Source organism: Mesorhizobium sp. BR115XR7A, from assembly GCF_020165315.1.
Classification (GTDB): domain Bacteria; phylum Pseudomonadota; class Alphaproteobacteria; order Rhizobiales; family Rhizobiaceae; genus Mesorhizobium; species Mesorhizobium australicum.
In genome coordinates this window covers 71,019-96,612 of sequence record NZ_JAIUHW010000001.1, presented here as the reverse complement: position 1 = coordinate 96,612, position 25,594 = coordinate 71,019, and the positions used below count along the sequence as shown (strand labels likewise).

General features: G+C 62.5%; 27 protein-coding genes. 22 read left to right on the top strand and 5 right to left on the bottom strand.

Features of this window, described 5'->3' with window-relative positions:
- Window positions 1-14 precede the first annotated feature (14 nt).
- The 6 genes from LB557_RS00520 to LB557_RS00495 all read left to right on the top strand — a co-directional run bounded on the left by LB557_RS00520 (window position 15) and on the right by LB557_RS00495 (window position 4,461).
- Entirely contained in the window at window positions 15-428 is a 414-nt protein-coding gene (locus LB557_RS00520; RefSeq protein ID WP_224644350.1) for a hypothetical protein, read from the top strand.
- Window positions 429-432: 4 nt separating this feature from the next.
- Window positions 433-1,068, top strand: a complete 636-nt coding sequence (locus LB557_RS00515) for an SGNH/GDSL hydrolase family protein (protein ID WP_140664399.1) — start codon at window positions 433-435, stop codon at window positions 1,066-1,068.
- Between the two features lie 15 nt (window positions 1,069-1,083).
- Complete coding sequence (gene lpdA, locus LB557_RS00510) at window positions 1,084-2,532, top strand: dihydrolipoyl dehydrogenase (RefSeq protein WP_140664402.1); 1,449 nt, start codon at window positions 1,084-1,086, stop codon at window positions 2,530-2,532.
- 99 nt (window positions 2,533-2,631) lie between these two features.
- Window positions 2,632-2,889, top strand: a complete 258-nt coding sequence (locus LB557_RS00505) for a GlsB/YeaQ/YmgE family stress response membrane protein (RefSeq protein WP_140619600.1) — start codon at window positions 2,632-2,634, stop codon at window positions 2,887-2,889.
- Window positions 2,890-3,026: 137 nt separating this feature from the next.
- The gene (gene lipA / locus LB557_RS00500) at window positions 3,027-3,992 is read left to right on the top strand and encodes a lipoyl synthase (protein WP_224712992.1); all 966 of its coding nucleotides are present in this window, start codon (window positions 3,027-3,029) and stop codon (window positions 3,990-3,992) included.
- A 10-nt stretch (window positions 3,993-4,002) separates the two neighbouring features.
- Window positions 4,003-4,461, top strand: a complete 459-nt coding sequence (locus tag LB557_RS00495; protein WP_015317926.1) for a type II toxin-antitoxin system RatA family toxin — start codon at window positions 4,003-4,005, stop codon at window positions 4,459-4,461.
- On the opposite strand, the gene LB557_RS00490 is transcribed toward LB557_RS00495, so the two are convergent.
- Together LB557_RS00490 and LB557_RS00485 are read right to left on the bottom strand one after the other, a co-directional pair.
- Window positions 4,437-4,946 carry a CinA family protein gene (locus tag LB557_RS00490; protein WP_140717236.1) on the bottom strand — a complete coding sequence of 170 codons (510 nt, stop codon included), beginning with the start codon at window positions 4,944-4,946 and terminating at the stop codon, window positions 4,437-4,439. The two genes, LB557_RS00495 and LB557_RS00490, sit on opposite strands and share 25 nt — an antisense overlap.
- Window positions 4,943-6,172, bottom strand: coding sequence for a bifunctional 2-C-methyl-D-erythritol 4-phosphate cytidylyltransferase/2-C-methyl-D-erythritol 2,4-cyclodiphosphate synthase (locus LB557_RS00485; RefSeq protein ID WP_140717234.1), 1,230 nt, complete (start codon window positions 6,170-6,172; stop codon window positions 4,943-4,945). The genes LB557_RS00490 and LB557_RS00485 overlap by 4 nt, the downstream gene beginning before the upstream one ends.
- Window positions 6,173-6,312: 140 nt before the next feature.
- On the opposite strand from LB557_RS00485, the gene dusB reads away from it, so the two are divergent.
- The 8 genes from dusB (at window position 6,313) to hflX (ending at window position 16,435) form a co-directional block, all read left to right on the top strand.
- Window positions 6,313-7,341, top strand: a complete 1,029-nt coding sequence (gene dusB, locus LB557_RS00480; protein WP_224644310.1) for a tRNA dihydrouridine synthase DusB — start codon at window positions 6,313-6,315, stop codon at window positions 7,339-7,341.
- Window positions 7,338-8,480, top strand: a complete 1,143-nt coding sequence (locus LB557_RS00475; RefSeq protein WP_140619608.1) for a two-component system sensor histidine kinase NtrB — start codon at window positions 7,338-7,340, stop codon at window positions 8,478-8,480. Before dusB ends, LB557_RS00475 begins: the two co-directional genes overlap by 4 nt.
- The gene (gene ntrC / locus LB557_RS00470; RefSeq protein ID WP_224712991.1) at window positions 8,477-9,937 is read left to right on the top strand and encodes a nitrogen regulation protein NR(I); all 1,461 of its coding nucleotides are present in this window, start codon (window positions 8,477-8,479) and stop codon (window positions 9,935-9,937) included. The genes LB557_RS00475 and ntrC overlap by 4 nt, the downstream gene beginning before the upstream one ends.
- An 84-nt stretch (window positions 9,938-10,021) precedes the next feature.
- Window positions 10,022-12,352: an ATP-binding protein gene (locus tag LB557_RS00465; protein WP_411970511.1), complete on the top strand. Its 2,331-nt coding sequence runs from the start codon at window positions 10,022-10,024 to the stop codon at window positions 12,350-12,352.
- Window positions 12,342-13,703, top strand: a complete 1,362-nt coding sequence (locus tag LB557_RS00460; protein WP_140792888.1) for a sigma-54-dependent transcriptional regulator — start codon at window positions 12,342-12,344, stop codon at window positions 13,701-13,703. The genes LB557_RS00465 and LB557_RS00460 overlap by 11 nt, the downstream gene beginning before the upstream one ends.
- A gap of 86 nt (window positions 13,704-13,789) precedes the next feature.
- The gene (locus LB557_RS00455) at window positions 13,790-14,653 is read left to right on the top strand and encodes a D-amino-acid transaminase (RefSeq protein WP_140664418.1); all 864 of its coding nucleotides are present in this window, start codon (window positions 13,790-13,792) and stop codon (window positions 14,651-14,653) included.
- Window positions 14,654-14,797: 144 nt separating this feature from the next.
- Complete coding sequence (gene hfq, locus LB557_RS00450) at window positions 14,798-15,043, top strand: RNA chaperone Hfq (protein WP_006202172.1); 246 nt, start codon at window positions 14,798-14,800, stop codon at window positions 15,041-15,043.
- The gene (hflX, locus tag LB557_RS00445; RefSeq protein ID WP_015317917.1) at window positions 15,044-16,435 is read left to right on the top strand and encodes a GTPase HflX; all 1,392 of its coding nucleotides are present in this window, start codon (window positions 15,044-15,046) and stop codon (window positions 16,433-16,435) included.
- 60 nt (window positions 16,436-16,495) lie between these two features.
- On the opposite strand, the gene mazG is transcribed toward hflX, so the two are convergent.
- Together mazG and LB557_RS00435 are read right to left on the bottom strand one after the other, a co-directional pair.
- A complete protein-coding gene (mazG, locus tag LB557_RS00440; protein WP_015317916.1) occupies window positions 16,496-17,320 on the bottom strand; it encodes a nucleoside triphosphate pyrophosphohydrolase in 825 nt (274 codons plus the stop codon).
- An 89-nt stretch (window positions 17,321-17,409) separates the two neighbouring features.
- Window positions 17,410-18,594, bottom strand: a complete 1,185-nt coding sequence (locus LB557_RS00435) for an aromatic amino acid transaminase (protein WP_224643226.1) — start codon at window positions 18,592-18,594, stop codon at window positions 17,410-17,412.
- A 131-nt stretch (window positions 18,595-18,725) separates the two neighbouring features.
- Here LB557_RS00435 and LB557_RS00430 point away from each other — a divergent pair, with 131 nt between their 5' ends.
- From LB557_RS00430 to LB557_RS00410, 5 genes are all read left to right on the top strand, one after another.
- Window positions 18,726-19,337, top strand: a complete 612-nt coding sequence (locus LB557_RS00430) for a histidine phosphatase family protein (RefSeq protein ID WP_224643224.1) — start codon at window positions 18,726-18,728, stop codon at window positions 19,335-19,337.
- Between the two features lie 90 nt (window positions 19,338-19,427).
- Complete coding sequence (locus LB557_RS00425; RefSeq protein ID WP_411970515.1) at window positions 19,428-19,958, top strand: sigma-70 family RNA polymerase sigma factor; 531 nt, start codon at window positions 19,428-19,430, stop codon at window positions 19,956-19,958.
- Entirely contained in the window at window positions 19,955-20,728 is a 774-nt protein-coding gene (locus LB557_RS00420) for an anti-sigma factor family protein (protein WP_224712990.1), read from the top strand. Before LB557_RS00425 ends, LB557_RS00420 begins: the two co-directional genes overlap by 4 nt.
- 23 nt (window positions 20,729-20,751) lie before the next feature.
- Window positions 20,752-21,468: a Bax inhibitor-1/YccA family protein gene (locus LB557_RS00415; RefSeq protein ID WP_015317911.1), complete on the top strand. Its 717-nt coding sequence runs from the start codon at window positions 20,752-20,754 to the stop codon at window positions 21,466-21,468.
- Between the two features lie 198 nt (window positions 21,469-21,666).
- Entirely contained in the window at window positions 21,667-22,551 is an 885-nt protein-coding gene (locus LB557_RS00410; RefSeq protein WP_224643221.1) for an aldose 1-epimerase family protein, read from the top strand.
- 69 nt (window positions 22,552-22,620) lie between these two features.
- Here LB557_RS00410 and LB557_RS00405 read toward each other — a convergent pair whose 3' ends face one another.
- Window positions 22,621-23,532: an agmatinase gene (locus LB557_RS00405; RefSeq protein WP_224643220.1), complete on the bottom strand. Its 912-nt coding sequence runs from the start codon at window positions 23,530-23,532 to the stop codon at window positions 22,621-22,623.
- A 296-nt stretch (window positions 23,533-23,828) separates the two neighbouring features.
- Between LB557_RS00405 and LB557_RS00400 the strand changes: the two genes are divergently transcribed.
- The 3 genes from LB557_RS00400 (at window position 23,829) to LB557_RS00385 (ending at window position 25,562) form a co-directional block, all read left to right on the top strand.
- Complete coding sequence (locus LB557_RS00400; RefSeq protein WP_140720482.1) at window positions 23,829-24,152, top strand: hypothetical protein; 324 nt, start codon at window positions 23,829-23,831, stop codon at window positions 24,150-24,152.
- Window positions 24,153-24,424: 272 nt separating this feature from the next.
- A complete protein-coding gene (locus tag LB557_RS00390; protein ID WP_140717220.1) occupies window positions 24,425-24,751 on the top strand; it encodes a hypothetical protein in 327 nt (108 codons plus the stop codon).
- 151 nt (window positions 24,752-24,902) lie between these two features.
- Window positions 24,903-25,562, top strand: coding sequence for an imm11 family protein (locus LB557_RS00385; RefSeq protein ID WP_224643219.1), 660 nt, complete (start codon window positions 24,903-24,905; stop codon window positions 25,560-25,562).
- Window positions 25,563-25,594 lie beyond the last annotated feature (32 nt).

Below are 25,594 nucleotides of genomic sequence, written 5' to 3'. Positions count from 1 at the left end.
GAAAGGGAAAGGCTGTGCGGATATTCTTCACCAGCCTTTTCGCCTTTTTGATTTCCGGCTTGGCCGGCGGCCTTATCGCGCAATGGTTGGCTGTCGCCACCGGCGCCGAGGAAGAATACATCATCGTCTTCATGTTCTCGGTGCTGGTGACTTTTGTCGCCACCTTCATCTTCTTCGTTGCGCAATTGACGAACGATCCGGTCGCGGCCGTTGCCAGGGCGGGCAAGTGGACGCTGATTGCCTTTGTGGCGCTTCTCGTCCTGCTGGTCGCGCTGATCCTCTACAGCGACAGCAGCGCCGCGGTGGTCAGGGAAGACATACCGATGGTTGCCGGTCTCGGTCTGCCGGGCCTGGTGACGATCGTCATCCATTGGTTGTTCGTACGCTGGCGCGTGAAGCGCGGCGTGGCCGACACAAAGGCAGGTTGAACGGATGAAGACGGTGCTTTGTTACGGCGACTCGCTGACCTGGGGCTACAATGCCGAGGGCGGCCGTCATGGGCTCGGGGATCGCTGGCCAAGCGTCCTGCAAGCAGGCCTCGGCGGAGGCGTTCAAGTCGTCGCCGAGGGGCTCAATGGCCGCACCACCGCCTTCGACGATCATCTGGCCGGAGCCGATCGCAACGGCGCGCGGCTGCTGCCGACAGTGTTGACGACGCATGCGCCGATCGACCTGATCGTCATCATGCTCGGCGCCAATGACATGAAGCCATGGATCCATGGCAACCCAGTTGCCGCCAAGCAAGGCATCCAGCGGCTTATCGATATCGTGCGTGGCCACGACTACCCGTTCGACTGGCCGGCGCCACAGATACTGATCGTTTCGCCGCCTCTTGTCAGCCGCACCGAAAATACCGACTTCAGGGAGATGTTCGCCGGCGGCGATGAGGCCTCGAAGCAGCTTGCGCCGCAATACGCCGCACTCGCCGACGAGGTCGGCTGCGGCTTCTTCGACGCTGGCACGGTGGCGCAAACAACACCTCTCGATGGCGTCCACCTCGATGCCGAGAATACGCGAAACATTGGCGAGGCGCTGACGCCGGTCGTGCGCGTCATGCTGGAATTGTGATTGAAGGAGAAACCCGTGGCTGAGAACTATGACGTCATCATCATCGGCTCCGGCCCCGGCGGCTATGTCACCGCGGTGCGCTCCGCCCAGCTCGGCTTCAAGACGGCGATCGTCGAGCGCGAGCATCTAGGCGGCATCTGTCTGAATTGGGGCTGTATTCCGACCAAGGCGCTGCTGCGGTCGGCCGAGATCATGCATTATTCCGATCATCTGAAGGATTACGGCCTGAAGCTCGATGGCGGCAAGATCAGTGCCGATACCGCTGCCGTCGTCGATCGGTCGCGAAAAGTGTCGCTCAGGCTCAATGGCGGCGTCGCCTTCCTGATGAAGAAGAACAAGGTCGACGTCATCTGGGGTGAGGCCAAGCTGACAAAACCAGGCGAGATCGTCGTCTCCAAGACGGCCAAGAAGCCGATGGAGCCGCAGCCGCCGGTGCCGAAAGGCGTCAAGGGCGAGGGCACCTACACCGCCAAGCACATCATCCTGGCGACCGGCGCCCGGCCGCGCGCTCTGCCCGGCATAGAGCCGGACGGCAAGCTGATCTGGACTTATTTCGAAGCCATGGTGCCGAAGGAGATGCCGAAGTCGCTGCTGGTGATGGGCTCAGGCGCCATCGGCATCGAATTCGCCTCCTTCTATCGCACAATGGGCGCCGACGTCACGGTCGTCGAGCTGCTGCCGGCGGTGATGCCGGTCGAGGATGCCGAAGTCTCGAAATTCGCGCAAAAGCAGTTCGAGAAGCAAGGCATGAAGATCATCCTCGAGGCCAAGGTAACCAAGGTCGAGAAGGGGACGAACTCGATTACCGCGCATGTCGAGATGAAAGACGGCAAGGTCGAGAAGATCACCGCCGATCGCATGATCTCGGCCGTTGGCGTCCAGGGCAATATCGAGAACCTCGGCCTTGAAGCACTCGGTGTTAAGACCGAGCGCGGTTGCGTGGTCATAGACGGTTATGGCAAGACCAATGTGCCTGGTATCTACGCCATCGGCGATGTCGCCGGTCCGCCCATGCTTGCTCACAAGGCCGAGCACGAGGGGGTCGTGTGCGTCGAGAAGATCGCGAATTTCCCCGGTGTTCATGCCACGGACAAGCTCAAGATCCCCGGCTGCACCTACTGCAATCCGCAGGTCGCCTCGGTTGGACTGACGGAAGCAAAAGCCAAGGCCGAGGGCAAGGATATCCGCGTCGGCCGCTTCCAGTTCGGGGCCAACGGCAAGGCCATCGCGCTTGGCGAAGACCAAGGCTTCATCAAGACCATCTTCGACAAGAAGACCGGTCAGTTGCTCGGCGCACACATGGTCGGCGCCGAAGTCACGGAACTGATCCAGGGTTTTGTCGTGGCGATGAACCTCGAAACCACCGAGGAAGAGCTGATGCACACCATCTTCCCGCATCCGACGCTATCCGAGATGATGAAGGAAAGCGTGCTAGACGCCTATGGCCGCGCCTTGAACGCATGATAGATTCCCCGCGGGAGACTCAGCTGTCAAAGCCGTGGGATCTCGACGGCGAGGCAGTTCGTTTCCCAATGCATTTTTACTGGCGCAAGGAGAAGGCATATGCACTTGAACGGCGTGGGCTGGATCGCAGCAATCATCATCGGCGGCCTGGCAGGCTGGTTGGCCGAAATGGTCATGAAGAGCAACACCGGCATATTCATGAACATTATCATGGGCATCGTTGGCGCGGTGGTGCTGAATGCAGTCCTGCAGGCCCTCAACATCGGCGTATTCGGCGTCGGCTGGACCGCTTATCTGATCACCGGATTCATCGGTGCCTGCCTGCTGATCTGGGTAGGTCGCCTGGTGCGCCGTTAGTCGATATCGTTTTCGGCTATGCGAAAACGGTTGTAGCGGCATGCGCCGCTGCAGCCTTTTTCTTTGTCCCGAAAAGTCCTAGATGACGTTAAAGTGACGATCGCCGACGGGCGGTCGCAAGAAAGGCCAGGGTTCAGATGGTCACTGTCCTCGACACGATCGCCAACGCGCCGCGGCTGCGGCATCCCGAGAAGGCCCACAAGCCCGACCAGGAGGTATTGCGCAAGCCGGACTGGATCCGCGTCAAGGCGCCGGTGTCGAAGGGATATGCCGAGACACGTGAGATCGTGAAATCGCACAAGCTGGTGACCGTATGCGAAGAGGCCGGTTGCCCGAACATCGGCGAGTGCTGGGAAAAGAAGCACGCCACCTTCATGATCATGGGCGAGATCTGCACGCGCGCCTGCGCCTTCTGCAATGTCGCCACTGGCATCCCGACCGCACTCGACTCCGACGAGCCCGCGCGTGTCGCGCATGCCGTCAAGCAAATGGGCCTCAGCCACGTCGTCATCACCTCCGTTGACCGCGACGATCTCGACGATGGCGGTGCGCAGCACTTCGCCGATGTCATCCGTGCGATCCGGGCGGCAACGCCTCTGACGACGATCGAAATCCTGACGCCCGATTTCCTGCGCAAGGAAGGCGCGCTGGAGATCGTCGTGGCGGCCAGGCCCGATGTCTTCAACCACAACCTCGAAACCGTGCCGTCGAATTATCTCAAGGTCCGGCCGGGCGCCCGCTATTTCCACTCGATCCGGCTGCTGCAGCGGGTCAAGGAACTCGATCCGTCGATTTTCACCAAGTCCGGCATCATGGTCGGCCTTGGCGAGGAGCGGAACGAAATCCTGCAATTAATGGACGATCTGCGTTCGGCCACTGTCGACTTCATGACCATCGGCCAATACCTGCAGCCGTCGAAGAAGCACCACCCGGTGATCCGCTTCGTCACGCCGGAGGAATTCAAGTCCTTCGAGACGATCGGCAAGACAAAGGGTTTCCTGCTGGTGGCATCGAGCCCGCTGACACGCTCTTCGCACCATGCCGGCGACGATTTCGCCCGGCTGCGCGCCGCGCGCGAAGCGCAGCTCCAGAAATTGATCTAACGCCGGTTTCATGCCGAAATTCGAAGCCACCCGACGCGTCGCCCACACGCCTGAGCAGATGTTCGCGCTGGTCGCCGACATCGAAACTTACCCGCAATTCCTGCCGCTTTGCGAAGCGTTGGCGGTCCGCTCGCGCAAGGAGCGTGACGGCCGCACCATCCTCGTGGCCGACATGAGCATCGGCTATAAGGCGATCCGGGAGACTTTCACGACGCAGGTACTGCTCAAGCCCGACGAACACGCCATCGACGTGAAGTATATCGACGGCCCGTTCAAATATCTGAGCAATGTCTGGCGGTTCGAGCCGGATGGTGCCGGTTGTGCCGTGCGCTTCTTCATCGACTATGAATTCAAGAGCCGCATCCTGGGTGCGCTGATGGGCACGATGTTCGATCGTGCCTTCCGCATGTTCGCCGAAGCTTTTGAAAAGCGCGCCGACATCATCTACGGCAAGAAACCGGCGGCCTGACTCTCGCCAAGCGCCTGCAAGCCGATCTCAAGTGCATGATGGACCGTTTCCCGGCGGATGAAGTCACGGCCATTGTCGGCAAACAGCTTGCGTTCAGCCGTCACGGGTCGGCCGTTCACCGCAACGCCAAACCAGACCAGCCCGACCGGCTTTTCCCTGGAACCGCCACCCGGACCGGCAATGCCGGTGACGGCCAGCGCCAGCCCGGCACGCGAACGGGCGAGCGCTCCGGCGGCCATCTCGATGGCTGTCTCGCGGGAGACCGCACCATGCACGTCGAGCGTGGCGGCGCGAACGCCGAGCATGTCCATCTTGGCTTCATTGGAATAGGTGATGAAGCCGCGATCGACCACGGCGGAAGAACCGGCAATGTCGGTCAGCGCGGCGATGATCATCCCGCCGGTACAGCTTTCCGCGGTCGCCAGCATGATGCCGCGCTCCCGGCACGCCTCAAACAGGGCGGTTGCCAGTTCGCTGTTGGTCATTCCGGAACCTCGCCTGGAAACACCACACTGGCGGTGGCGATCGCCGCGATACCTTCCTCGCGGCCGACAAAGCCGAGCTTCTCGTTGGTTGTCGCCTTGACCGAGATGCGGTCGGCGGAAATGCCCAGCATCTGCGAAAGGACTGATGTCATCGCCTCGCGGTGCGGGCCGACGCGCGGCGCCTCGCAGATCAGCGTGATATCGGCATTGGCGATGCGTCCGCCGCGCTCGCGCACCAGTCTTGCCGCATGTTCGACGAATATCCGCGATGCAGCGCCTTTCCACTGCGGATCGGATGGAGGAAAGTGCGTGCCGATATCGCCGGCCCCGCAGGTCGCCAGCAGCGCGTCGGTCAGGGCGTGCAGGCCGACATCCGCGTCGGAATGGCCCGACAATTTCCTGTCATGCGGGATGGCGACGCCACAAAGCGTAACATGGTCGCCGGGCTCGAAGGCGTGGACATCGTAGCCATTGCCGGTGCGGATGTCGGGAAAGTGTGTCCGCTCGCTAGAAAGTCGCTGGTGCGCCATGGCGATATCCCGTGCCCATGTGAGTTTGACATTGTCGGGCGATCCAGGAACGAGCTTCACCGGCATTTGCATCCATTCGGCGATCGACGCGTCGTCGGTAAAGTCGGATTTGCCGCTGTCATAGGCTTGCTCATGCATCGTCATGATCGCGAGGAAGGGAAAGCCTTGCGGCGTTTGCGCCGCGTGCAGCCCGCTCCTTGGCACCGTTTCGCCGACCATGCCGGTCGCCGATTCGCGTTTCAGCGTGTCGGCGACCGGCAGGGCGGGAAGCGCGCCTTCACGTTCGCCGATGGCCGCGATTGTGCGGTCGATCAGATCCATGTCTACAAAGGGGCGCGCGGCGTCGTGGATGAGGACCTTGTCCGGCGCGTAGCTTCTCAGCGCCTGCAGCCCGAGCCGAACCGAATCCTGCCTGGTCGCGCCTCCGGCAATTGCCGTTACCCGATCCGCATCGGTTCCGACCGCTTGCTGAAAAAGCTCGCGGTCCTCGGCATGGATGGCCACGACGATCCGGCCGATGAGTGGGTGCGCCAGAAAAATGTCTATCACACGAGCGATAACGGCGCGTCCGCCAATTCGTTGATATTGCTTCGGACCATCGGTTTGTCCGGCGCGCGCGCCGCGACCGGCCGCGACGATAACCACCGCGACTTTGCCACCCGGATCCGGAGCCTGATTTTCGGTTGCGCCAGTCATGCAGTCCGGTCCTAGTCGCGGCCAAGGCCGAAGGCCAGCATTTTCCCAATTGCGCCTTAATGTGGCGTCATTCCGCGTTGCACATTTCTCTCGATCTGGCTAGAGAATGTGCAACGAATGGACGTGCTTGGTTTTTGTGCATGGTTAACTTGACCGGATTGGCCCAGCCTCTCGACGTCGGCGGCGTCAGAATACGCAACCGCGTCTTCCTCGCGCCAATGTCGGGGATCACGGACGAGGCGTTCAGGCAGCGCGCCCATGGGCATGGCGCAGGCCTGGTCGTGTCCGAAATGGTGGCCAGCGGCGAGCTCGCCAAGGGCAGGGCGGGTTGTGGCCTGCGGATACGCCATTCCGGACTGCCCGTCCATATGGTGCAGCTTGCCGGGCGCGAGGCCAAGCATATGGCCGAAGGCGCGCGGATCGCCGCCGGCGAGGGCGCCGACATCATCGACATCAACATGGGCTGCCCGGCCAAGAAGGTCACCGGTGGCTATGCCGGTTCGGCATTGATGCTGGATTTAGACCACGCGCTCTCGCTGATCGAGGCCGTGGTAGGCGTGGTCCAGGTGCCGGTGACGGTCAAGATGCGGCTGGGTTGGGACGAAGGCGTGCTCAACGCTCCTATCCTGGCGCGCCGGGCCGAGCAGGCGGGCGTCAGGATGGTCACGGTCCATGGCCGCACACGCTGTCAGTTCTACCAGGGCAAGGCGGACTGGCGCGCCATCGCTCGCGTCAAGGAGGCTGTTTCCATTCCGGTCGTCGCCAATGGCGATGTCTGCTCCCCAAGCGAGGCAGCCGCCGTTCTCGAACAGTCCGGCGCCGATGCGTTGATGGTCGGCCGCGCCCATTATGGCGCGCCGTGGGTCGCCGGCGGCATCGCTGCGGCTGCCGCCGGGACATTTTCGCCCGGCATTCCCCAGACCCCGCAAGCGCTTACCGATTATATCGTCGCCCACTACGAGGACATGCTGGCGCTTTACGGCATCGAGAGCGGCCTGCGCCAAGCGCGCAAGCATCTGGGCTGGTATCTCGACCGACTTGCCGAGGGTGTCGCTGGCGAGAGTAGGAAAGCGATATTGACCGCGTCCGAACCGGCCCGCGTCATTGCCTTGCTGCGTGACGTGTTTTCGCGCGATCCGCAAACCTTGAACCTGCGGAGCGCCGCATGACCGCAACCCCTGGCCAAGGCGTTGAAATGGCGGATGCTGCCCAGATCGTGCTAAACACGATCCGCCGCCCGGTGATCATGATCAGCGAGGAAGGCTTCATCACCTTCGCCAATGCCGATGCCGAGGACTTCTTTCGCTCCAGCGCGACCATGCTGGCGCGCAACACCCTGTCCAAGCTCATACCCTTCGGCAGTCCGCTGCTGACACTGGTCGACCAGGTGCGCGAGCGCCGCGCGCCCGTCAACGAATATCGGGTCGACGTTTCGTCGCCGCGCCTCGGCATCGAAAAGGTCGTCGATCTCTATGTCGCGCCGGTACCGGAGTTTCCGGGCTCCGTCGTGGTCATGTTCCAGGAGCGGTCGATGGCCGACAAGATCGACCGGCAGATGACGCATCGCGGCGCCGCGCGCTCGGTGACCGGTCTGGCGGCGATGCTGGCGCATGAGATCAAGAACCCGCTCTCCGGTATCAGGGGGGCGGCTCAGCTGCTCGAGCTGTCCGCTTCCGATGAGGATCGCGCGCTGACGCGGCTGATCACCGATGAGACGGACCGTATCGTGTCGCTGGTCGACCGCATGGAGGTGTTTTCCGACGAGCGGCCGATCGACCGCTATCCCGTCAATATCCATGTGGTGCTCGATCACGTGAAAGCGATCGCAAAGAACGGTTTCGCTAGGAAAATCAAGATACTGGAGGACTATGATCCATCATTGCCTCCGGTGTTTGCCAATCGTGATCAGCTGATCCAGGTGTTCCTTAATCTGATCAAGAACGCCGCCGAGGCAATCGGTAGCGACCCCCAGGGCGAGATCGTGCTGTCCACCGCCTTCCGGCCCGGTATTCGCGTTTCGGTTCCGGGGACGCAGGACCGCGTGTCGCTGCCGCTGGAGTTCTGCGTGCGCGACAATGGTTCCGGCGTGTCGGAGGATATCCTGCCGATCCTGTTCGATCCCTTCATCACCACCAAGCCGAACGGCTCGGGGCTCGGGCTGGCGCTGGTCGCCAAGATCGTCGGTGAACATGGCGGCATCATCGAATGCGATTCGACGCCGCGCGCGACAACATTCCGGGTCCTGATGCCGGCCTGGAAGGAAACGGCGCTTGGCGCTGATCAAGACGGTGAAGGAGACCGCAAATGACCGTTCGCGGCAATATTCTGGTCGCCGACGACGATGCTGCGATCCGCACCGTTCTCAATCAGGCCCTGTCGCGTGTCGGTCACGAGGTGCGCGTCACCTCCAACGCGTCGACCCTGTGGCGCTGGGTCGCGGCCGGCGAGGGTGATCTCGTCATCACCGACGTCGTGATGCCGGACGAGAACGCTTTCGACATGCTGCCGCGCATCAAGAAGGCGCGGCCGGAACTGCCTGTCATCGTCATGAGCGCCCAGAATACCTTCATGACGGCGATCCGCGCTTCCGAAACGGGCGCCTATGAATATCTGCCGAAGCCTTTCGATCTGACCGAACTCCTCAACATCGTCAACCGCGCTTTGTCCGAGCCCCGGCGGCCGAAGATCGATGCCAGGCAAGAAGAGCCGCCCGAAACGATGCCGCTGGTCGGCCGTTCGACGGCCATGCAGGACATCTACCGCATGCTGGCGCGCATGATGCAGACCGACCTGACGGTGATGATTTCGGGCGAATCGGGCACCGGCAAGGAACTGGTGGCACGAGCGCTGCATGAATATGGGCGCCGTCGTGGCGGCCCGTTCGTTGCCATTAACATGGCGGCTATCCCGCGCGACCTCATCGAATCGGAACTGTTCGGTCACGAGAAGGGCGCCTTCACCGGCGCGCAGAGCCGCTCGACCGGTCGCTTCGAGCAGGCGGAGGGCGGCACGCTGTTCCTCGACGAGATCGGCGACATGCCGATGGAGGCGCAGACGCGCTTGCTGCGCGTCCTGCAGCAGGGCGAGTACACGACTGTCGGCGGCCGCACGCCGATCAAGACCGATGTGCGCATTGTCGCCGCCACCAACAAGGACCTGCGTACGCTGATCAACCAGGGCCTCTTCCGCGAGGATCTTTTCTACCGTCTCAATGTCGTGCCGCTCAGGTTGCCGGCCCTGCGCGAACGCTCCGAGGATGTGCCCGATCTGGTGCGCCATTTCTTCAAGCTCGGCGAAATGGAGGGGCTGCAGACCAAGCGCATCTCTTCCGGCGGCATCGAACTGATGAAGCGCTATCCCTGGCCAGGCAATGTGCGCGAGCTGGAAAACCTGGTCCGCAGGCTCGCCGCGCTTTATTCGCAGGACGAGATTTCCGCCGAGATCATCGAGACGGAGCTCAAGACAGGCGAACGCCCCGTGGTACCAGGCGGCGGCAACCTCATTCCCGACGATCTTTCCATCGGGCAGGCGGTGGAGCACTTCCTGCAGCGCTATTTCGCCTCCTTTGCGGGCGAATTGCCGCCTGCCGGTCTGTACGAGCGTATCCTGTCCGAAGTCGAATATCCGCTGGTGCTGGCTTCGATGACGGCAACCCGCGGCAACCAGATCAAGGCCGCGGAGCTCCTGGGACTCAACCGCAACACCCTGCGCAAGAAGATTCGCGAATTGGGCGTCAACGTTTACAAGTCCTCCCGCCAGACCTGAGCCCGCGCTGCATACAGGATCTTTTCAGGGGACCGACCGGGGAAAGAGTCCTGTAGTTGTCACACTTGTTGCATAATCGCCACAATGCGTTGCATAGATCGGACGCAATCACTGGCTCTAGACGGCGACATGGCTCCGCAGACACCTGTACTCAACAAACCGCTCTTCAGCGAACCTGGCGCGCGCGACGGGCGCCGGCTGCTGGCACTCCCCGGCGTGGTGGCGGTCGTCGGTGCCTTGGTCATGGCGGCTATTTCGTTCGCCATCCTGGTCGGTGCGACACCGATTGCGCCTGACGCCAAAACGACCTGGGCGCTGATCGCTCTCAACGCCGCCTTCGTGCTCTTCCTCATCGCGCTGGTTGGACGCGAGGTGCATCGCATCGTCATGGCGCGCCGGCATGGCAAAGCGGCTTCTCGGCTGCATGTGCGCATCGTTGCCATGTTCGCTCTCGTTGCCGCCATTCCCGCCATCATGGTGGCGATCATCGCCTCGATCACGCTCGATATCGGCCTTGATCGCTGGTTCGAAATTCGCACCAAGACGATCGTCAATTCGTCCCTGTCGATCGCCGACGCCTATGTGCAGGAGAACGCGCGCAACCTGCAGGGTACGACGTTGTCGATGGCCTACGATCTCGATGCGTCGCGAACGCTCTACGGCCTCGATCGCACCGGCTTTCTCGATCTCATGAACAAGGAAGCCGTGGGCCGCTCGCTGGCGCATGCCGCGCTGATCAAGCCCGATGGCTCCTTCGTCATGAGCGCCAAGACCGATGCCGATTTCGCCATGCCGGAACCCCCGGAAGGAGCGGTGGCCACCGCCACCGACGGCAAGCCGGTGCTGATCGAGCCGCGCACGCGCAACATCATGGGCGCCATCGTCAAGCTGCGCGAGATCGATGGCCTCTATCTCTACACCATCCGTCTGGTCGACCCCGAGGTGATCAAGGCGCGGCAGATCGTCAGGTCCAACACCGACGAGTATCGCAATCTCGAGGATAACAGGCGTACCTCGCAAGTGGCGTTTGCGCTGCCCTATCTGTCGCTGACCCTGATCATCATCCTGTCGGCAATCTGGACCGGCATAGCTGTTGCCGACCGGCTCGTGCGGCCGATCCGTCAGCTGATCGGCGCTGCCGACGAAGTCGCGACCGGCAATCTCGACGTCGCGGTGCCGGTGCGGCCATCCGATGGCGATGTCGCCTCGCTCGGCGACACGTTCAACAAGATGCTGCTGGAGCTCAAATCGCAGCGCAACGAGATCCTGTCAGCGAAGGACCTGATCGATGAGAGGCGGCGTTTTTCCGAAGCCGTGCTTGCCGGCGTCACCGCCGGCGTCATCGGCGTCGACCCTTACGGCATCATCACCATCGTCAATCGTTCTGCCGAATCGATGCTGGCCGTTTCCGCCAGCGCGGCACTTGGGCAGAATCTTTCCGCAATCCTGCCGCATGTCGGCCGCGTCTTCGAGATCGGTCGTAAATCCGGCAAGCCGGTCTACCGCGAACAGGTGACCTTCTATCGCGCCGGCGCCGAGCGGACCTTCAATGTGCAGGTCACCATCGAGGCAGGCGATGACGGCTCGGAGGAAAAATCCTATGTCGTGACCGTCGATGACATCACCGATCTGGTTCAGGCCCAGCGCTCATCCGCTTGGGCCGACGTGGCGCGGCGCATTGCCCACGAGATCAAGAATCCGCTGACGCCGATCCAGCTTTCCGCCGAACGCATCAAGCGTCGCTACGGCAAGGTCATCACCGAAGACCGCGAGGTTTTCGACCAATGCACCGACACCATCATCCGCCAGGTGGAGGATATCGGCCGCATGGTCGACGAGTTCTCGGCTTTCGCGCGCATGCCAAAGCCCGAGATGAAGGCCATCGACCTGCGCGAATCGCTGCGCGAGGCTTCCTTCCTGGTCGAAGTCAGCCGCGCCGACATCACCTTCGAGCGGATATTCGGGAACGAGCCGCTCAAGGGCACGTTCGACAGCCGGCTGATGGCCCAGGCTTTCGGCAATGTGATCAAGAATGCCGCCGAGGCGATCGACGGACTGGAACATAAGGACGGTTCGCACGGCATAATCCGGATTCAAGCCGGCCGTCAGAATGGCGCGATTCGCATCGATGTCATCGACAATGGCAAAGGCCTGCCGCGCGAGAATCGCCAACGGTTGCTGGAGCCCTATATGACCACGCGTGAAAAGGGCACCGGGCTTGGTCTCGCTATCGTCAAGAAGATCGTGGAGGACCATGGCGGCAGGCTGGAACTCCATGACGCGCCTGCGGATTTCCACGGCGGGCGCGGCGCGATGATCAGCATCATCCTGCCGCCTGCAACCAGCGCGCTGCCGCGCGGCGAAACCAAGGCGGACCACGAAAGAGAAACTGAAAAGGTCGATAATGGCGTCTGATATTCTCATCGTCGATGACGAGGAAGACATCCGCGAACTCGTCGCGGGCATCCTGAGTGACGAGGGTCACGAAACCCGCACGGCATTCGATGCCGACAGCGCACTGGCGGCCATCGCCGACCGAGCACCGAGGCTGATCTTCCTTGATATCTGGCTGCAGGGTTCGCGTCTGGACGGCTTGGCGCTGCTCGACGAGATCAAGACCATGCACCCGAACCTGCCGGTAGTGATGATTTCAGGCCACGGCAACATCGAAACGGCGGTTTCCGCCATCCGTCGCGGCGCCTATGATTTCATCGAAAAGCCGTTCAAGGCCGACAGGCTGATCCTCATTGCCGAACGCGCACTCGAGACCTCGAAACTGCGCCGCGAAGTTTCCGACCTCAAGCTGCGCAGCGGCGAGACTTTCGATTTGATCGGCATGTCCTCGGCGATGAGCCAGTTGCGCCAGACCATCGAGCGTGTCGCGCCGACCAACAGCCGGGTGATGATCGTTGGCCCTTCCGGATCGGGCAAGGAACTGGCCGCCCGCGCCATTCATACGCTGTCGGCGCGCAAGGGCGGGCCGTTCGTGACGCTGAGTGCCGCCAATATCACGCCTGAACGCATGGAGATCGAACTGTTCGGCACCGAATCGAACGGGGTCGAACGTAAGGTGGGGGCGCTGGAGGAGGCCCATCGCGGCATTCTATACATCGACGAAGTGGCCGACATGCCGCGCGAGACGCAGAACAAGATTTTGCGCGTGCTGGTCGAACAGCAATTCGAGCGGGTGGGCGGTACTAAGCGGGTCAAGGTCGACGTCCGCATCATTTCCTCGACCTCGCAGAACCTTGAGGCGATGATCGCCGACGGGCGTTTCCGCGAGGATCTCTATCACCGGCTCGCCGTGGTTCCGGTCATGGTGCCGGGACTGGCCGAGCGGCGCGAGGACATTCCCTATCTCGTCGACAACTTCATGAAGCAGATCGCCCGCCAGGCTGGCATCAAGCCACGCCGTATCGGCGACGACGCGCTGGCCGTGCTGCAGGCGCACAACTGGCCGGGCAACGTGCGCCAGTTGCGCAACAACGTCGAGCGACTGATGATCCTGGCGCGCGGCGAGGACGTGGACGCGCCGATCACCGCGGATCTGCTGCCGTCCGAAATCGGCGATGTCATGCCGCGCACGCCCAACCAGTCGGACCAGCATATAATGGCGCTGCCGCTGCGCGAGGCACGCGAACAGTTCGAAAAGGACTATCTGATCGCCCAGATCAACCGGTTCGGCGGCAACATTTCGAAGACAGCCGAGTTCATCGGCATGGAGCGTTCCGCCTTGCACCGCAAGCTGAAGTCGCTGGGCGTCTGACCCAATCCTCGGTGGCCCACGCGATTGTCCGTTACCTGCACGGCGGAATCGCCTAAACAGGCCGAACCAAATCTCCCGAGGTGACCATGCCGCGCATTGCCTATGTGAACGGGCGCTACATCACTCATGCCGATGCCGCCGTGCATATCGAGGATCGCGGCTACCAGTTCGCCGACGGCGTCTACGAGGTCTGCGAGGTGGCGCGCGGCTTCATCGTCGACATGCCGCGCCACCTTGCCCGGCTGAACCGCTCGCTGACCGAACTGTCGATCGCCTGGCCGGTGACACGCAATGTGTTGCCGCTGATCCTGCGCGAAGTGGTCAACCGCAATCATGTCGTCAACGGCCTGGTCTATGTTCAGGTGACGCGCGGTGTCGCCAGCCGGGAATTTGTCTTCCCATCGGCGAACGTCAAGCCCGCGCTGGTGGTGACAGCCAGGAAGGCCGACCCTGCCGCGGGAGCCAAGCGAGCCGAGACCGGTATCGCCGTCATCACCGTGCCGGAGAACCGGTGGGACCGCGTCGACATCAAGACCGTCGGGCTGCTGCCCAATGTATTGGCCAAGCAGAAGGCCAAGGAAGCGGGCGCACAGGAGGCGTGGTTCGTGGATGCCGACGGCAACGTCAAGGAGGGCGGTTCGTCGAATGCCTGGATCGTTACCAGGGATGGCGTACTGGTCACCCGGCCGGCCGAACATGGCATTCTGCGCGGCATCACGCGCACCACCATGTTCGAAGTCGCGGCAAGGCTCGGCCTGAAGATCGAGGAACGGGAATTTTCCGTCGCCGAGGCCAAAGCGGCCCGCGAAGCATTCATCAGTTCCGCGACGACTATTGCCATGCCGATCGTGGCCATTGACGGCGATCCCATAGCCAATGGCCACCCCGGCTCAATAACACTTTCGTTGCGGCATGCCTTTTTTGACATTGCGGAAAAAAGTCCAGCCTGATAACCGCACAGGTGGAATGAACATCAATATATCTCGTTCTGCTTGTCGTTACTGACGGCAAGAGGGTGTTTGCGCGCTTGACATGTGCCCGCTAATTTGGCGCATTGGCTGCAAACCGAAGGGGATCGGCGAAAGACAAAAACAATGGCGGAACGATCGCAAAACCTTCAGGACCTGTTCCTGAATTCAGTTCGCAAGAGCAAGAACCCACTCACCATCTTTCTTATCAACGGCGTGAAGCTGACCGGCGTGGTCACTTCTTTCGATAATTTCTGCGTCCTGCTGCGCCGCGACGGTCACTCCCAACTCGTCTACAAGCACGCCATTTCCACGATCATGCCGAGCCAGCCGGTTCAGATGTTCGATGGCGAGGAAAGCCAGGGCGCCTGATTGGCACGTGAGAAGGACGCGGACGGCACGGTTCGCGGAAAACCAGCGCATCATCCCGGGACGGAAGCCAAGGGTCCGACCCGGGCTGTTGTCATTGTGCCTGTGCTTACGCGCCAACCGCGTAACGACGATGACACGAACCGTCCGCGGCTGACGCGCTCGGCCGAGGCGCGCCACGACGAAGCAGTCGGCCTTGCCCGCGCCATCGACCTTGATCTGATCCATACGGCGGTCGTGACCGTCAACGACCCGCGCCCGGCGACGTTGCTGGGCAGCGGCAAGGTCGAGGAGTTCGCCGGGATCGTCAGGGAAGGGCACGCGGAAGTGGTCATCGTCGACCATCCGCTGACGCCGGTGCAACAGCGCAATCTCGAGAAGCAATTCAACGCCAAGGTGCTGGATCGCACCGGGCTGATCCTGGAGATTTTCGGCGAGCGCGCGCGCACCAAGGAAGGCACGCTGCAGGTCGAGCTTGCCCATCTCAACTACCAGAAGGGCCGCCTGGTGCGCAGCTGGACCCACCTGGAGCGTCAGCGTGGCGGTGCAGGCTTCCTCGGTGGCCCCGGTGAAACGCAGATCGAATCCGATCGGCGGCAGTTGCAGGAAAAGATCATAAAGCTGAAGCACGAGCTGGAAACCGTGCGCCGCACCCGCGACCTGCACCGCGCCAAGCGCAAGAAGGTGCCGTTTCCAGTGGTGGCGATCGTCGGCTACACCAACGCTGGCAAGTCGACGCTGTTCAACAAGCTGACCGGAGCAGGGGTGCTGGCGCAGGACATGCTGTTCGCCACGCTGGATCCGACACTGCGCCGCGTGCGGCTGCCGCATGGCACGCCGATCATTCTTTCCGACACGGTGGGCTTCATTTCGGACCTGCCGACGCATCTGATCGCAGCGTTCCGGGCGACCTTGGAAGAGGTGGTCGAGGCCGATCTCGTCATCCATCTGCGCGACATTTCCGATCCCGACACGGCGGCGCAGGCCGAGGATGTCGAGCGCATCCTCGCCGATCTCGGCGTCGACGCCAGCGACACCAGGCGCGTGATCGAAGTCTGGAACAAGATCGACCTGCTGGACGAAGGCAACAGGCAGCGGCTGCTCGCCGATAGCACCGACGGTTCCAAGGAGCCGCCGATTGCCGTATCGGCGGTGTCAGGCGAAGGCATCGATGCGCTGAAAGCGGTTATCGAAACGCGGATGGCCGGCGAACTGCAAGACCTGACAGTGACGATCGAGCCGGCACAATTCGGCCTGGTCGACTGGCTTTATCGCAATGGCGATGTCGTTTCGCGAACCGACAATGACGATGGCAGCGCCACCGTTTCGCTGAAGGCCACGCAAAGCGCCCGAGAAGAGATTGAAAGCCGATTGCGACGCAAAAACAACGGCTAACGCGCAGAAATTCCAGGATAAGTATCGCGCTTTCCGTCCGGAATTGCCGGAGCTATAGGCTTACCTTGCAGTCTTTGCTTCCTGCCAGAGCGCTTCCATCTCCTCCAGGCTAGCTTCCTCCAGCGAGCCGCCTGATTTTTCCAGGGCCTGCTCGACATAGTGGAAGCGTGAGCGGAATTTCTCGTTGGTGCCGCTGAGCGCCGCCTCCGAATCGAGCTTCAGGTGACGGCCGAGATTGACGACGGCAAACAACATGTCGCCGAACTCGTCCTTGATCGAGGCCGTCTCACCCCTGGCCAAAGCCTCGCGCAACTCCCCGATCTCTTCCTCGATCTTGTCCAGGATGGGAGCAGCCTCGCTCCAGTCGAAGCCGACGCGGGCGGCTTTTTCCTGAAGCTTCAGCGCTCGCGTCAAGGCGGGCAGGGCGACCGGAACGCTGTCCAGGAACCCCTTGCCGTTGTCCTCCGGGTCAAGACCGCGCGCGAGCCGGGCTTGTCGCTTCTCGGCCTTCTCCTGCGCCTTGATCTTCTCCCACATGCCCTTGGCCATGCCGGCGCTGCGGGCCTTCTCGTCGCCAAACACGTGCGGATGGCGGCGGATCATCTTGGTGGTGATGGCCTGGACAACGTCAGGGAAGGCGAATTCGCCGGCTTCCTGCGCCATCTGGGCATGGTAGACGACCTGCAGCAGGAGGTCACCGAGTTCGTCGCGCAAATCGTCGAGATCGCCGCGCGCGATGGCATCCGCCACCTCGTAGGCCTCCTCGATCGTGTAGGGCGCGATGGTGGAGAAGTCCTGCTCGATGTCCCACGGGCAGCCGGTCTTCGGCGCGCGCAACGCCGCCATGATCTCGATCAGGCGTGAAATGTCTTTCGATGGCGTCATGGTGCGGATGCTATCGCGCGAACCGCCACTCGGCCAACGCTGTCAGCCGGCGAGGGGACCTTGTCCACAGGCGCACCGTACCCGCCTCGTCAGTCCAGCACGGAAACGATCGCCTTGGCGAGGTCATCCATGCCGTCCTCGGGCAGGCCGGCGACGTTGATGCGGCTGTCGCCGACCATGTAGACGGCGTGCTCGGCGCGCAGCCTTTCGACCTGCGCTTCCGTGAGGCCGAGCCGCGAGAACATGCCACGATGGCTGGCAACGAAGTCGAAGCGGTCGGAATTGGATTGCCGGCGCAGCGCCTCGGCGAATGCGACCCTAAGCCTCAGCATACGAAGACGCATCTCTTCCAGTTCTGCTTCCCAGTCGGCACGCAGCGCGGCGTCTTCCAGGACGATGCGCACTGCCGCGGCGCCATGGTCGGGCGGCATAGAATACATGGCGCGCGCCGCCGACAGCATCTGGCTCATCGCGACGTCGGCCTGCGCGCCGTCCCTGGCCAGGATCATCGCCGCGCCGACCCGGTCGCGGTACACCGCGAAATTCTTCGAGCAGCTCGACGCGACAACCATTTCCGGAACTTTCGCGGCCAGCAGCCGCAAGCCGAGGGCATCGGCCTCCAGGCCGTCGCCAAAGCCTTGATAGGCGATGTCGACAAATGGCAGCAGGCCGCGCTCGACGACCAGATCGGCGATGGCCTCCCACTGGGCCGCATCCAGATTGGCGCCGGTCGGATTGTGGCAGCAGCCATGCAGCAGCACCACGTCGCCGCTGTTGGCCGACCGCAGCGCCGCCAGCATGTCGTCGAAACGAACCGCTCCCGAGGCCGCATCGAAATAGGGATATTCGCGAATCTGCAGGCCGGCGGAACGCATCACTGGCATATGGTTCGGCCAGGTCGGGTCGGAGACCCAGACCGTGGCATCCGAACGCGTCCGCTTGAGCAGTTCTGCCACCAACCGCAGCGCGCCGGAGCCACCGGGCGCCTGTGCCGCCCGGATGCGCGACAGGTCCGCGCCCGGACCGAAGGCGAGCTTGGCCATCACAGTGTTGAACCCGGTATCGCCGGCAAGGCCGAGATAGGTCTTGGTATCCTGGCCCTGCAGCAGCCGCTTCTCGGCCTCGCGCACGGCCCGCATAACCGGCGTCTTGCCGTCGCGATCCTTGTAGACGCCGACACCGAGATCGACCTTGCCAGGGCGTGGATCGGCGCGATAGAGGCCGATCAGCGCAAGAATCTTGTCGGCGGGAGCTGGCTGCAGGTCTTCGAACATCATTATGGTTCCGTTGGCGCGGCGGAGTGATACGCAAATTGGCCACGTTTCACCAGCGGTTTTGGATCGCGCCGGCGCGAAAGGCGGCACCTGCCGGTGCTGCTTTTCAACCACTTCAGAGAAGGCATGCCATGCTCGTCCGTCTGACCATGATCTGCGCCGGTGCCACGGCGGCGACCCGGAAAGGGCGGTTTCCCTCGGATGAACCGCTGGAGCCACGATCGCTGACATTGGCAAAGGCGATGCGCGGGACGCTGCGTCGCGCCGACCGTGTGTGGACAGCGCCGGCGCTTCGCGCCTGTCAGACCGCCGAGGCCCTGTCGCTGAACGCGTCCGTCGATCCGATGCTGGCCGACCAGAATAACGGACGATGGGCAGGCAAGAGCTTTGAAGAGGTGCAGGCGCGACAGCCTGAAGAAATCGCCGCATGGCTTACGGATCCGAATGCGGTCCCGCATGGTGGTGAGTCGCTGGCCGATGTTGCCCGACGGACCGCTGGATTGATGGATCGATTGATCGCCGAACGTGGCCATACCATCGCCGTGACCCATGCCAGCGTCATCCGCGCCGCGATCCTGCATGTTCTCGGGGCGCCGCTTGCCGCCAGCTCAAAGATCGACGTCGAGCCACTGAGCATCACCGATTTTCGCAGCGACGGCCGCCGGTGGGTGTTGCGCGCCTGCGGTGTCACGGTTCCCAAACCGGCAAAACCACTTGGACCTAAGGGCGTTCACGGAACCTAGGCGAGACGAGATACCTGCAACCGATATTTTCGCGCGAAGAAAAATCGGCAGGGCCGGGATTAAAATCCCCACATGCTCCGTAAACAGGGCATGAAACGGTCGATGCCACGCTTTGACATCCTAGGACAGCTCGGGTCGCTGCGGCGCTACGCCCGTTCGCTGACGCGCGACGGCGTCGAGGCCGAGGATCTCGTCCACGACGCGCTGGTGCGCGCCTATGAGCGGCGCGGCACGTTCCGCTCGGGCGGAAACCTGCGCGCCTGGCTGCTGTCGATCGTCCACAACACCTTCATCGACCGTCTGCGCTCGCGCCGCTCGGAAGCCGCTCGCCTCGAACAGGCCCGATATCTGGCCGACGGCAGCACCCCGGCGCCGCAGGACCATTCCGTGCGCCTGGCGCAGGTTCGCGAAGCCTTTTTCAGCCTGCCGGAAGAGCAGCGCTCGGCACTGCATCTAGTCGCCATCGAAGGGCTCTCTTACCAGCAGGCCGCCAACGCCAGCGGCGTGCCGCTGGGCACGCTCATGTCGCGTATCGGCAGGGCGCGCGCCGCCCTGCGCCAGATGGAAGAGGCGCCGGCACGCGGAAAAAATCATCTCAGGATCGTGGGAGGTGACTCATGACCGCTCTTGTCGACCCGGTTACGGAAGCCGATCTCGACGCCTATGTCGACGACCAGCTCGACGTTAGCCGCCGCATCGAGGTCGAAGCCTTCCTGTCGGCGCGTCCGGACACGGCCGCGCGTGTGATGTCGGATCTGCGCACCCGCGATGAATTGCGCGTGGCGCTGGCCGGCTCCGAAGGCATGGCGCGGCCGGCGACGGCCGATGCCGCGCGGCGGCTGGAGAGGGGGCTTGGCCGGGGCCGCATCTTCGGTGTGCTGCAACGCGCGGCAGCGGTCGCCGCTTTCGTTGCCGCCGGTTGGTTGGCCAACGGCATCGTCGGGCCGATGTCGGTGACCAAGGTCGTCGCTTCACCGCAGCCGCCCGCCTATGTCGACGAGGCGGTACAGGCACACAGGACGACGCTGCTGCGCGAAAACATGCCCTCGCAGACCGAGACGCCTAATTACAATGCCGGTGAGATCCGCGCCGCCACCGCCATCGTCATGCCGGCACTGCCGAAGGACTGGAAGGTCCGCGACGTGCAGATCTATCCGTCGCGCTTCGGCCCGAGTGTCGAGATTGCGGTCGACACCAAGGAGATGGGCCTGGTTTCGCTGTTTGCGATCCGGCCGGGCACTTTCGATGTGGTCAAGCCGACCGTGGCGCCCTCGGGCGACATCTCCTCGGCCTATTTCCAGATCGGCGATGTCGCCTACGCTGTCGTCGCCAAGAGCGAGGTTCATGATCTCGACCGCGCTGCCGAAACGCTCGCCAGAACGCTTTATTGACCAATCCACAAAGGAGACCTCGAATGAATACGCCCAATCTTGGATACCGCGTGGGCACAGGCGCCCGGACTGGAGCCGTCTATGACGAGGGCCTGCGCCAGCACATGCTGCGCGTCTACAATTATATGGGCCTTGGCCTGGTGGTTACCGGCCTTGTCGCCTTCCTGGTGTCGTCGACGCCGGCGCTTTATGTGCCGATCTTTTCCAGCCCGCTGAAATGGGTGGTGATGCTGGCGCCGCTCGCCTTCGTGCTCCTGTTCTCGTTCAAGATGCAGACCATGTCCGCGGCAAGCGCGCAGGCGATGTTTTGGGCCTTCTGTGCCGTCATGGGCCTGTCGCTGGCTTCGGTGTTCCTCGTCTTCACCGGCACCAGCATCGCCCGCACCTTCTTCATCGCCGCCACCATGTTCGGCGCCACCAGCCTCTACGGCTACACGACAAGGCGCGACCTGACGCAGTTCTCGTCCTTCCTGATCATGGGCCTGATCGGCGTGGTGATCGCCAGCATCGTCAACATCTTCCTCGGCTCGACCGCGCTGCAGTTCGCCATCTCGGTCATCGGCATCGCCGTGTTCATCGGCCTGACGGCCTGGGACACGCAGACGATCAAGGAGCAATACGCGGAGAATTTCGATGCGGAGTCGCGCCAGAAGCTCGCCGTCTTCGGTGCCTTCTCGCTCTACCTGAACTTCATCAACATCTTCCAGCTGCTGCTGAATTTTACCGGCGAGCGGGAATAGTCCGGACCGTAGCAGGCAACAGCTTTGAGTCTTGGCTGGCCGGAGGGAAACCTCCGGCCATCTTCTTTCGAAAGGGGCGCCTGGCCCACCATCAAGGTTCATCGCGATCGCGTGAAATGCAAATGCCGTCCGCCACCTTGAGTTCACGCCCGGCCATTTGCTAGCCTGCCGGCCACGCCGGACGAACCGCGAGGACATATGGAACAGGACAGTCTGACGCTTCATGGCGATGGCATATCGGCAACCATCATCGCCCACGGCGCAGAGTTGGTTTCCCTGCGGGATGCACGAGGATTTGAGTTCCTGTGGCAGGCTGGACCGGCCTGGCGGCGCCATTCGCCGGTGCTGTTTCCGATCGTCGGCCGGCTGAAGGGCGATCACCTGCACCATCGCGGCCAGACCTATCCGATGACGCAGCACGGCTTCGCCCGCGACAAGCCTTTTATGTGGGCGGAGAGGGGGCCTCGATCCTGCACGCTGGTGCTCACCGACGACGCGGAAACCCGAACGCACTATCCTTTCCCATTTCGACTGGCCGTGACCTATACGCTGGGCGAGGCGCAACTCGACATAGAATTCGAGATTACCAACCCGGGCGACGAACCGATGCCGGCGTCGATCGGGGCGCATCCGGCGTTCAACTGGCCGGTTCTGCCCGATATGGCCAAGGACGCCTATCGCCTGACGTTTGCCCAGGCAGAGCCAGCGCCGATCCGCCGGCTGAAGGATGGCCTGCTCATCGCAACGCCGCAGCCGACGCCGGTCAAAGGCACTGTGATCGAGCTGTCCGAACGGCTGTTTGACGACGACGCTGTGATCCTGGACCGGCCGGCCAGCAACAGCGTTCGCTATGGCGCCGATGACGGTCCGGCGATCGAGGTCTCATGGCAGGGATTTCAGGAAGTGGGCATCTGGTCCAAACCCGGCGGCGCACCGTTCCTGTGCATCGAGCCCTGGCACGGCATTGCCAGTCCGTTGGATTTCGATGGCGAGTTCACCGACAAGCCCGGCCTGATGCTGATCGCGCCGGGCGCGAAGCGTTCGCTGAGTTACCGGATCAGCCTGGAGCAGGGGCCTCGGTAAAAGGTTTCCTGTAAGCCATGAAGCGGGCGCAAAGGCGGACCGGGGCCGTATTCCACCTCAGGTCGGGTCTCAGACTTGCCTGACCAGGGCGCCGATAACATTGACAAGAAGGCGCGCGGCGGTGAGCGCCGACAGGCCGTCAATGTCGGCTGGCGGATAGAGCTCCACAAGATCGAATCCGGCAATCCTCGCTCGCTTGCCCAGGCCCGCGATGAGATCGATGACCTGCGTATAGGTAAGGCCGCCGGGCGTACGCGCGGCCACGCCCGGCATGATGCCGGGGTCGAGACTGTCGCAGTCGAGGGTAACGACGACTCGCGCGCCTTCCGGAATATGGCCGAGCGCCGCTTCGACACCCAGGGCGTGGACCTCGCGGGCGGTGACGAAACGGCTGCCATAGCGCCGCGCCGCTTCGATTTCCGTGAGGCGTGCGCTGCCGACGCTGCGCAGTCCGACCTGCACCATGCCGGCGACATGCGCCATCTCGCTCGCGCGGCGCATCGGGCTGGAGTAGCCGTGGCGTTCGCCATGCACCTCGTCTCGCCAGTCGATATGGGCGTCGATCTGCAGGATCCAGACAGGCCCGTGATCCGCGAAGCCGGCGAGGAAGGGACTGACCACGGAATCGTCGCCGCCGAGCAGGATGGGCACGGCCGGCAAGGACAGGACCTCGCGCGTCTTCGCCTCGATCCGGGCGCGGTTGCCGGCATTGTCATGCATGATGGTCAGGATGTCGCCGGCGTCGACGCAGCAGACCGGCTTGCCGTCGAACAGCGGGCCGCCGAGATCGAAATCCCAATGCTCGACGAGCGCGGCATCACCCTGGCTCGCAACGCGGATGGCATCGGCGGCCAAGGCATGACCGCTGCTGTCCTTGCCGGGATAGGTGCTGCCGTGCCCGGCGCCGAAGATCACCGCGCGGGGGGCCGTGTCATCGGCGAGGCGATCGGGCAAGCCGAGAAAGGAAGATCGTGTGGTCATTCTTGATAAGCCTTTGAGTCCAGCCGAGGCGTGATGGATTGAAGCTAGCGTAGTTGCTGGGATGGTCGAATTCCATTGCCGAATCGCCGTCCAGAAGTTCCGTCGGTTCCAAGCTGGAGGCGGCCCTGAGACGGGGACATTGAGCTTGCTAAAGTGGGTAAACGTTGCAGATTACTGGAACTGCGATAAAGCGAATGGACCGGCCGAGGAAAATCCGCATGATCTATCTTTGTTGTCGAGTGCCGCGGTTCTTATGGCTGAACGCATCCGCATAGATGTGGTTGATGGGGAAGGGAATGACATTGCCAAAGTTCTCATGGCAGGCAGGTCTCCTTTTCGGCCTATGCGCTACTCCCGTTGCCTTCCTGCTGGCACTCTTTTCGGCCGGAGCTGGGCATGGCGACTATGTGCTAGCCCGCATTCTCTATCCAATCCCCATGTTGGCAACTCTTTTGACCGACAACACGATTACCAGCCTTTCCCTAGGGTTGGCTGTGGCACAGTTTCCTGCCTATGGGGCATTTGTTGCTCAAGCCGGCCGCGCCGGTTGGTTGGCGCTTGGCCTCGTCCACGTCATTGCAATAGCAACTGCTTTCAGCGGGGTGCTCGACTATTTTTAGGAACGCCTACGACGCCTCGCTGCCGCTACGCGCAACGGGACCAGCCAGCAGATAGCGCTGCGCTGGCAGCTATGCCTATTTGCGCGAAAGACAGCCGCCGACTCTCATCGCCTGGGGACCGGAAGATGGCTACATGCCGGCGCAGTGAAAGGCGCCGGCCACTGGCTTCTGGAAACCCATTTCGATAGCGCGCTTCCGCTGGTGCGAGACTTCCTGACGCGCGTCCATGGCTCAGCACAAGGATTTGAAGAGGTGCAAAAGGAGAAAGATCGATGACGACAACGCCGACCATCGCACGCATCTGGCGCGGCCGTACCCGGGCTGACGTAGGCGACGCTTACGAAGTCTATTTGAGAGCCGAAGGTATTCCGCCGCTTGAGAAGACCGCCCTGGGCGTCCAGCTGTTTCGCGAGGATCGCGAAGGGGAAAGCTGGTTCACCACCATCTCGTACTGGCCCGACCACGAATCGATGACGGCTTTCACCAAGGGTGAGCCAACCAAGGTCCACCATCTCGACCGCGACCCGGAGTTCCTGATCGAATTACCGGAGCGAATCCAGATCCACCGCATCCTGCTCGACCACCGGAGGCTGCCCTGATGCGACCGGTCGCGATGTAGGAACACATGGAAAGCGTCGCGCGCCGCCGCCGCGTCATCTGGCATGATATGCTCGGTACGGGCGTCCGCCAAACCGGACGCGATGTCTCGAGCGACGTGCCGGTGTCGGCGGCGCCGGGTCAGGAGGTCGGGTGAAAATCTATAGTCCGCGTGTAGTGGAGGGACAGGAATGGGTTCTTCCCCAACAAGCCGAGGACTACCAGCTATTCGCGAGCCTCGGCGACCTGGGCCAGAAGCGATGGCGTCCGCCGCGGATGAAATTCCTGCGCGAGCAAGAAGATGGAACACCCCGGCTATATTCCGATTTTCCTTGGCTCGGCGAGCACGTGCTCATTCTGAGGAGCACGGCGTTGAAGTTGCTAAGGCCGATTCTAGAACCGTATGGTGACTTCCTGTCGCTTCGTGCTGACGAACCCATATCGCTGTTCAACGTCACCAATGTGGTCGATGCGATGGACGAAGAACGTTCAAGAACCGTCCGGTTTGACGATGGCGGTATCATGATGATCGAAAATCTCGTCCTTCGGCCGGAGGCCATCGGCGGGGCCGAGATATTCAAGTTGCCGGAGCGGCCCGATGGCGTGCGACTATCCGATATCTATCTGCAAGAGACTATCGTGCGTCAGATCGGCGAGCTCGGATTCAAAGGCATCGCCTTTGAATTGGTCTGGAATGACGAAGCGGTCGGTCGCGACAGGATCGAATACCGCGGCATGGAGCGGCGTGCGCCAGTTTCATTCGCGAGTTTGAGACGCTTTTGGTCCGGTCTGCTTCGGAAGCCCGGGCTGTGAAGCAGGGCTGTGAGATGGATTCGAGATGCTTT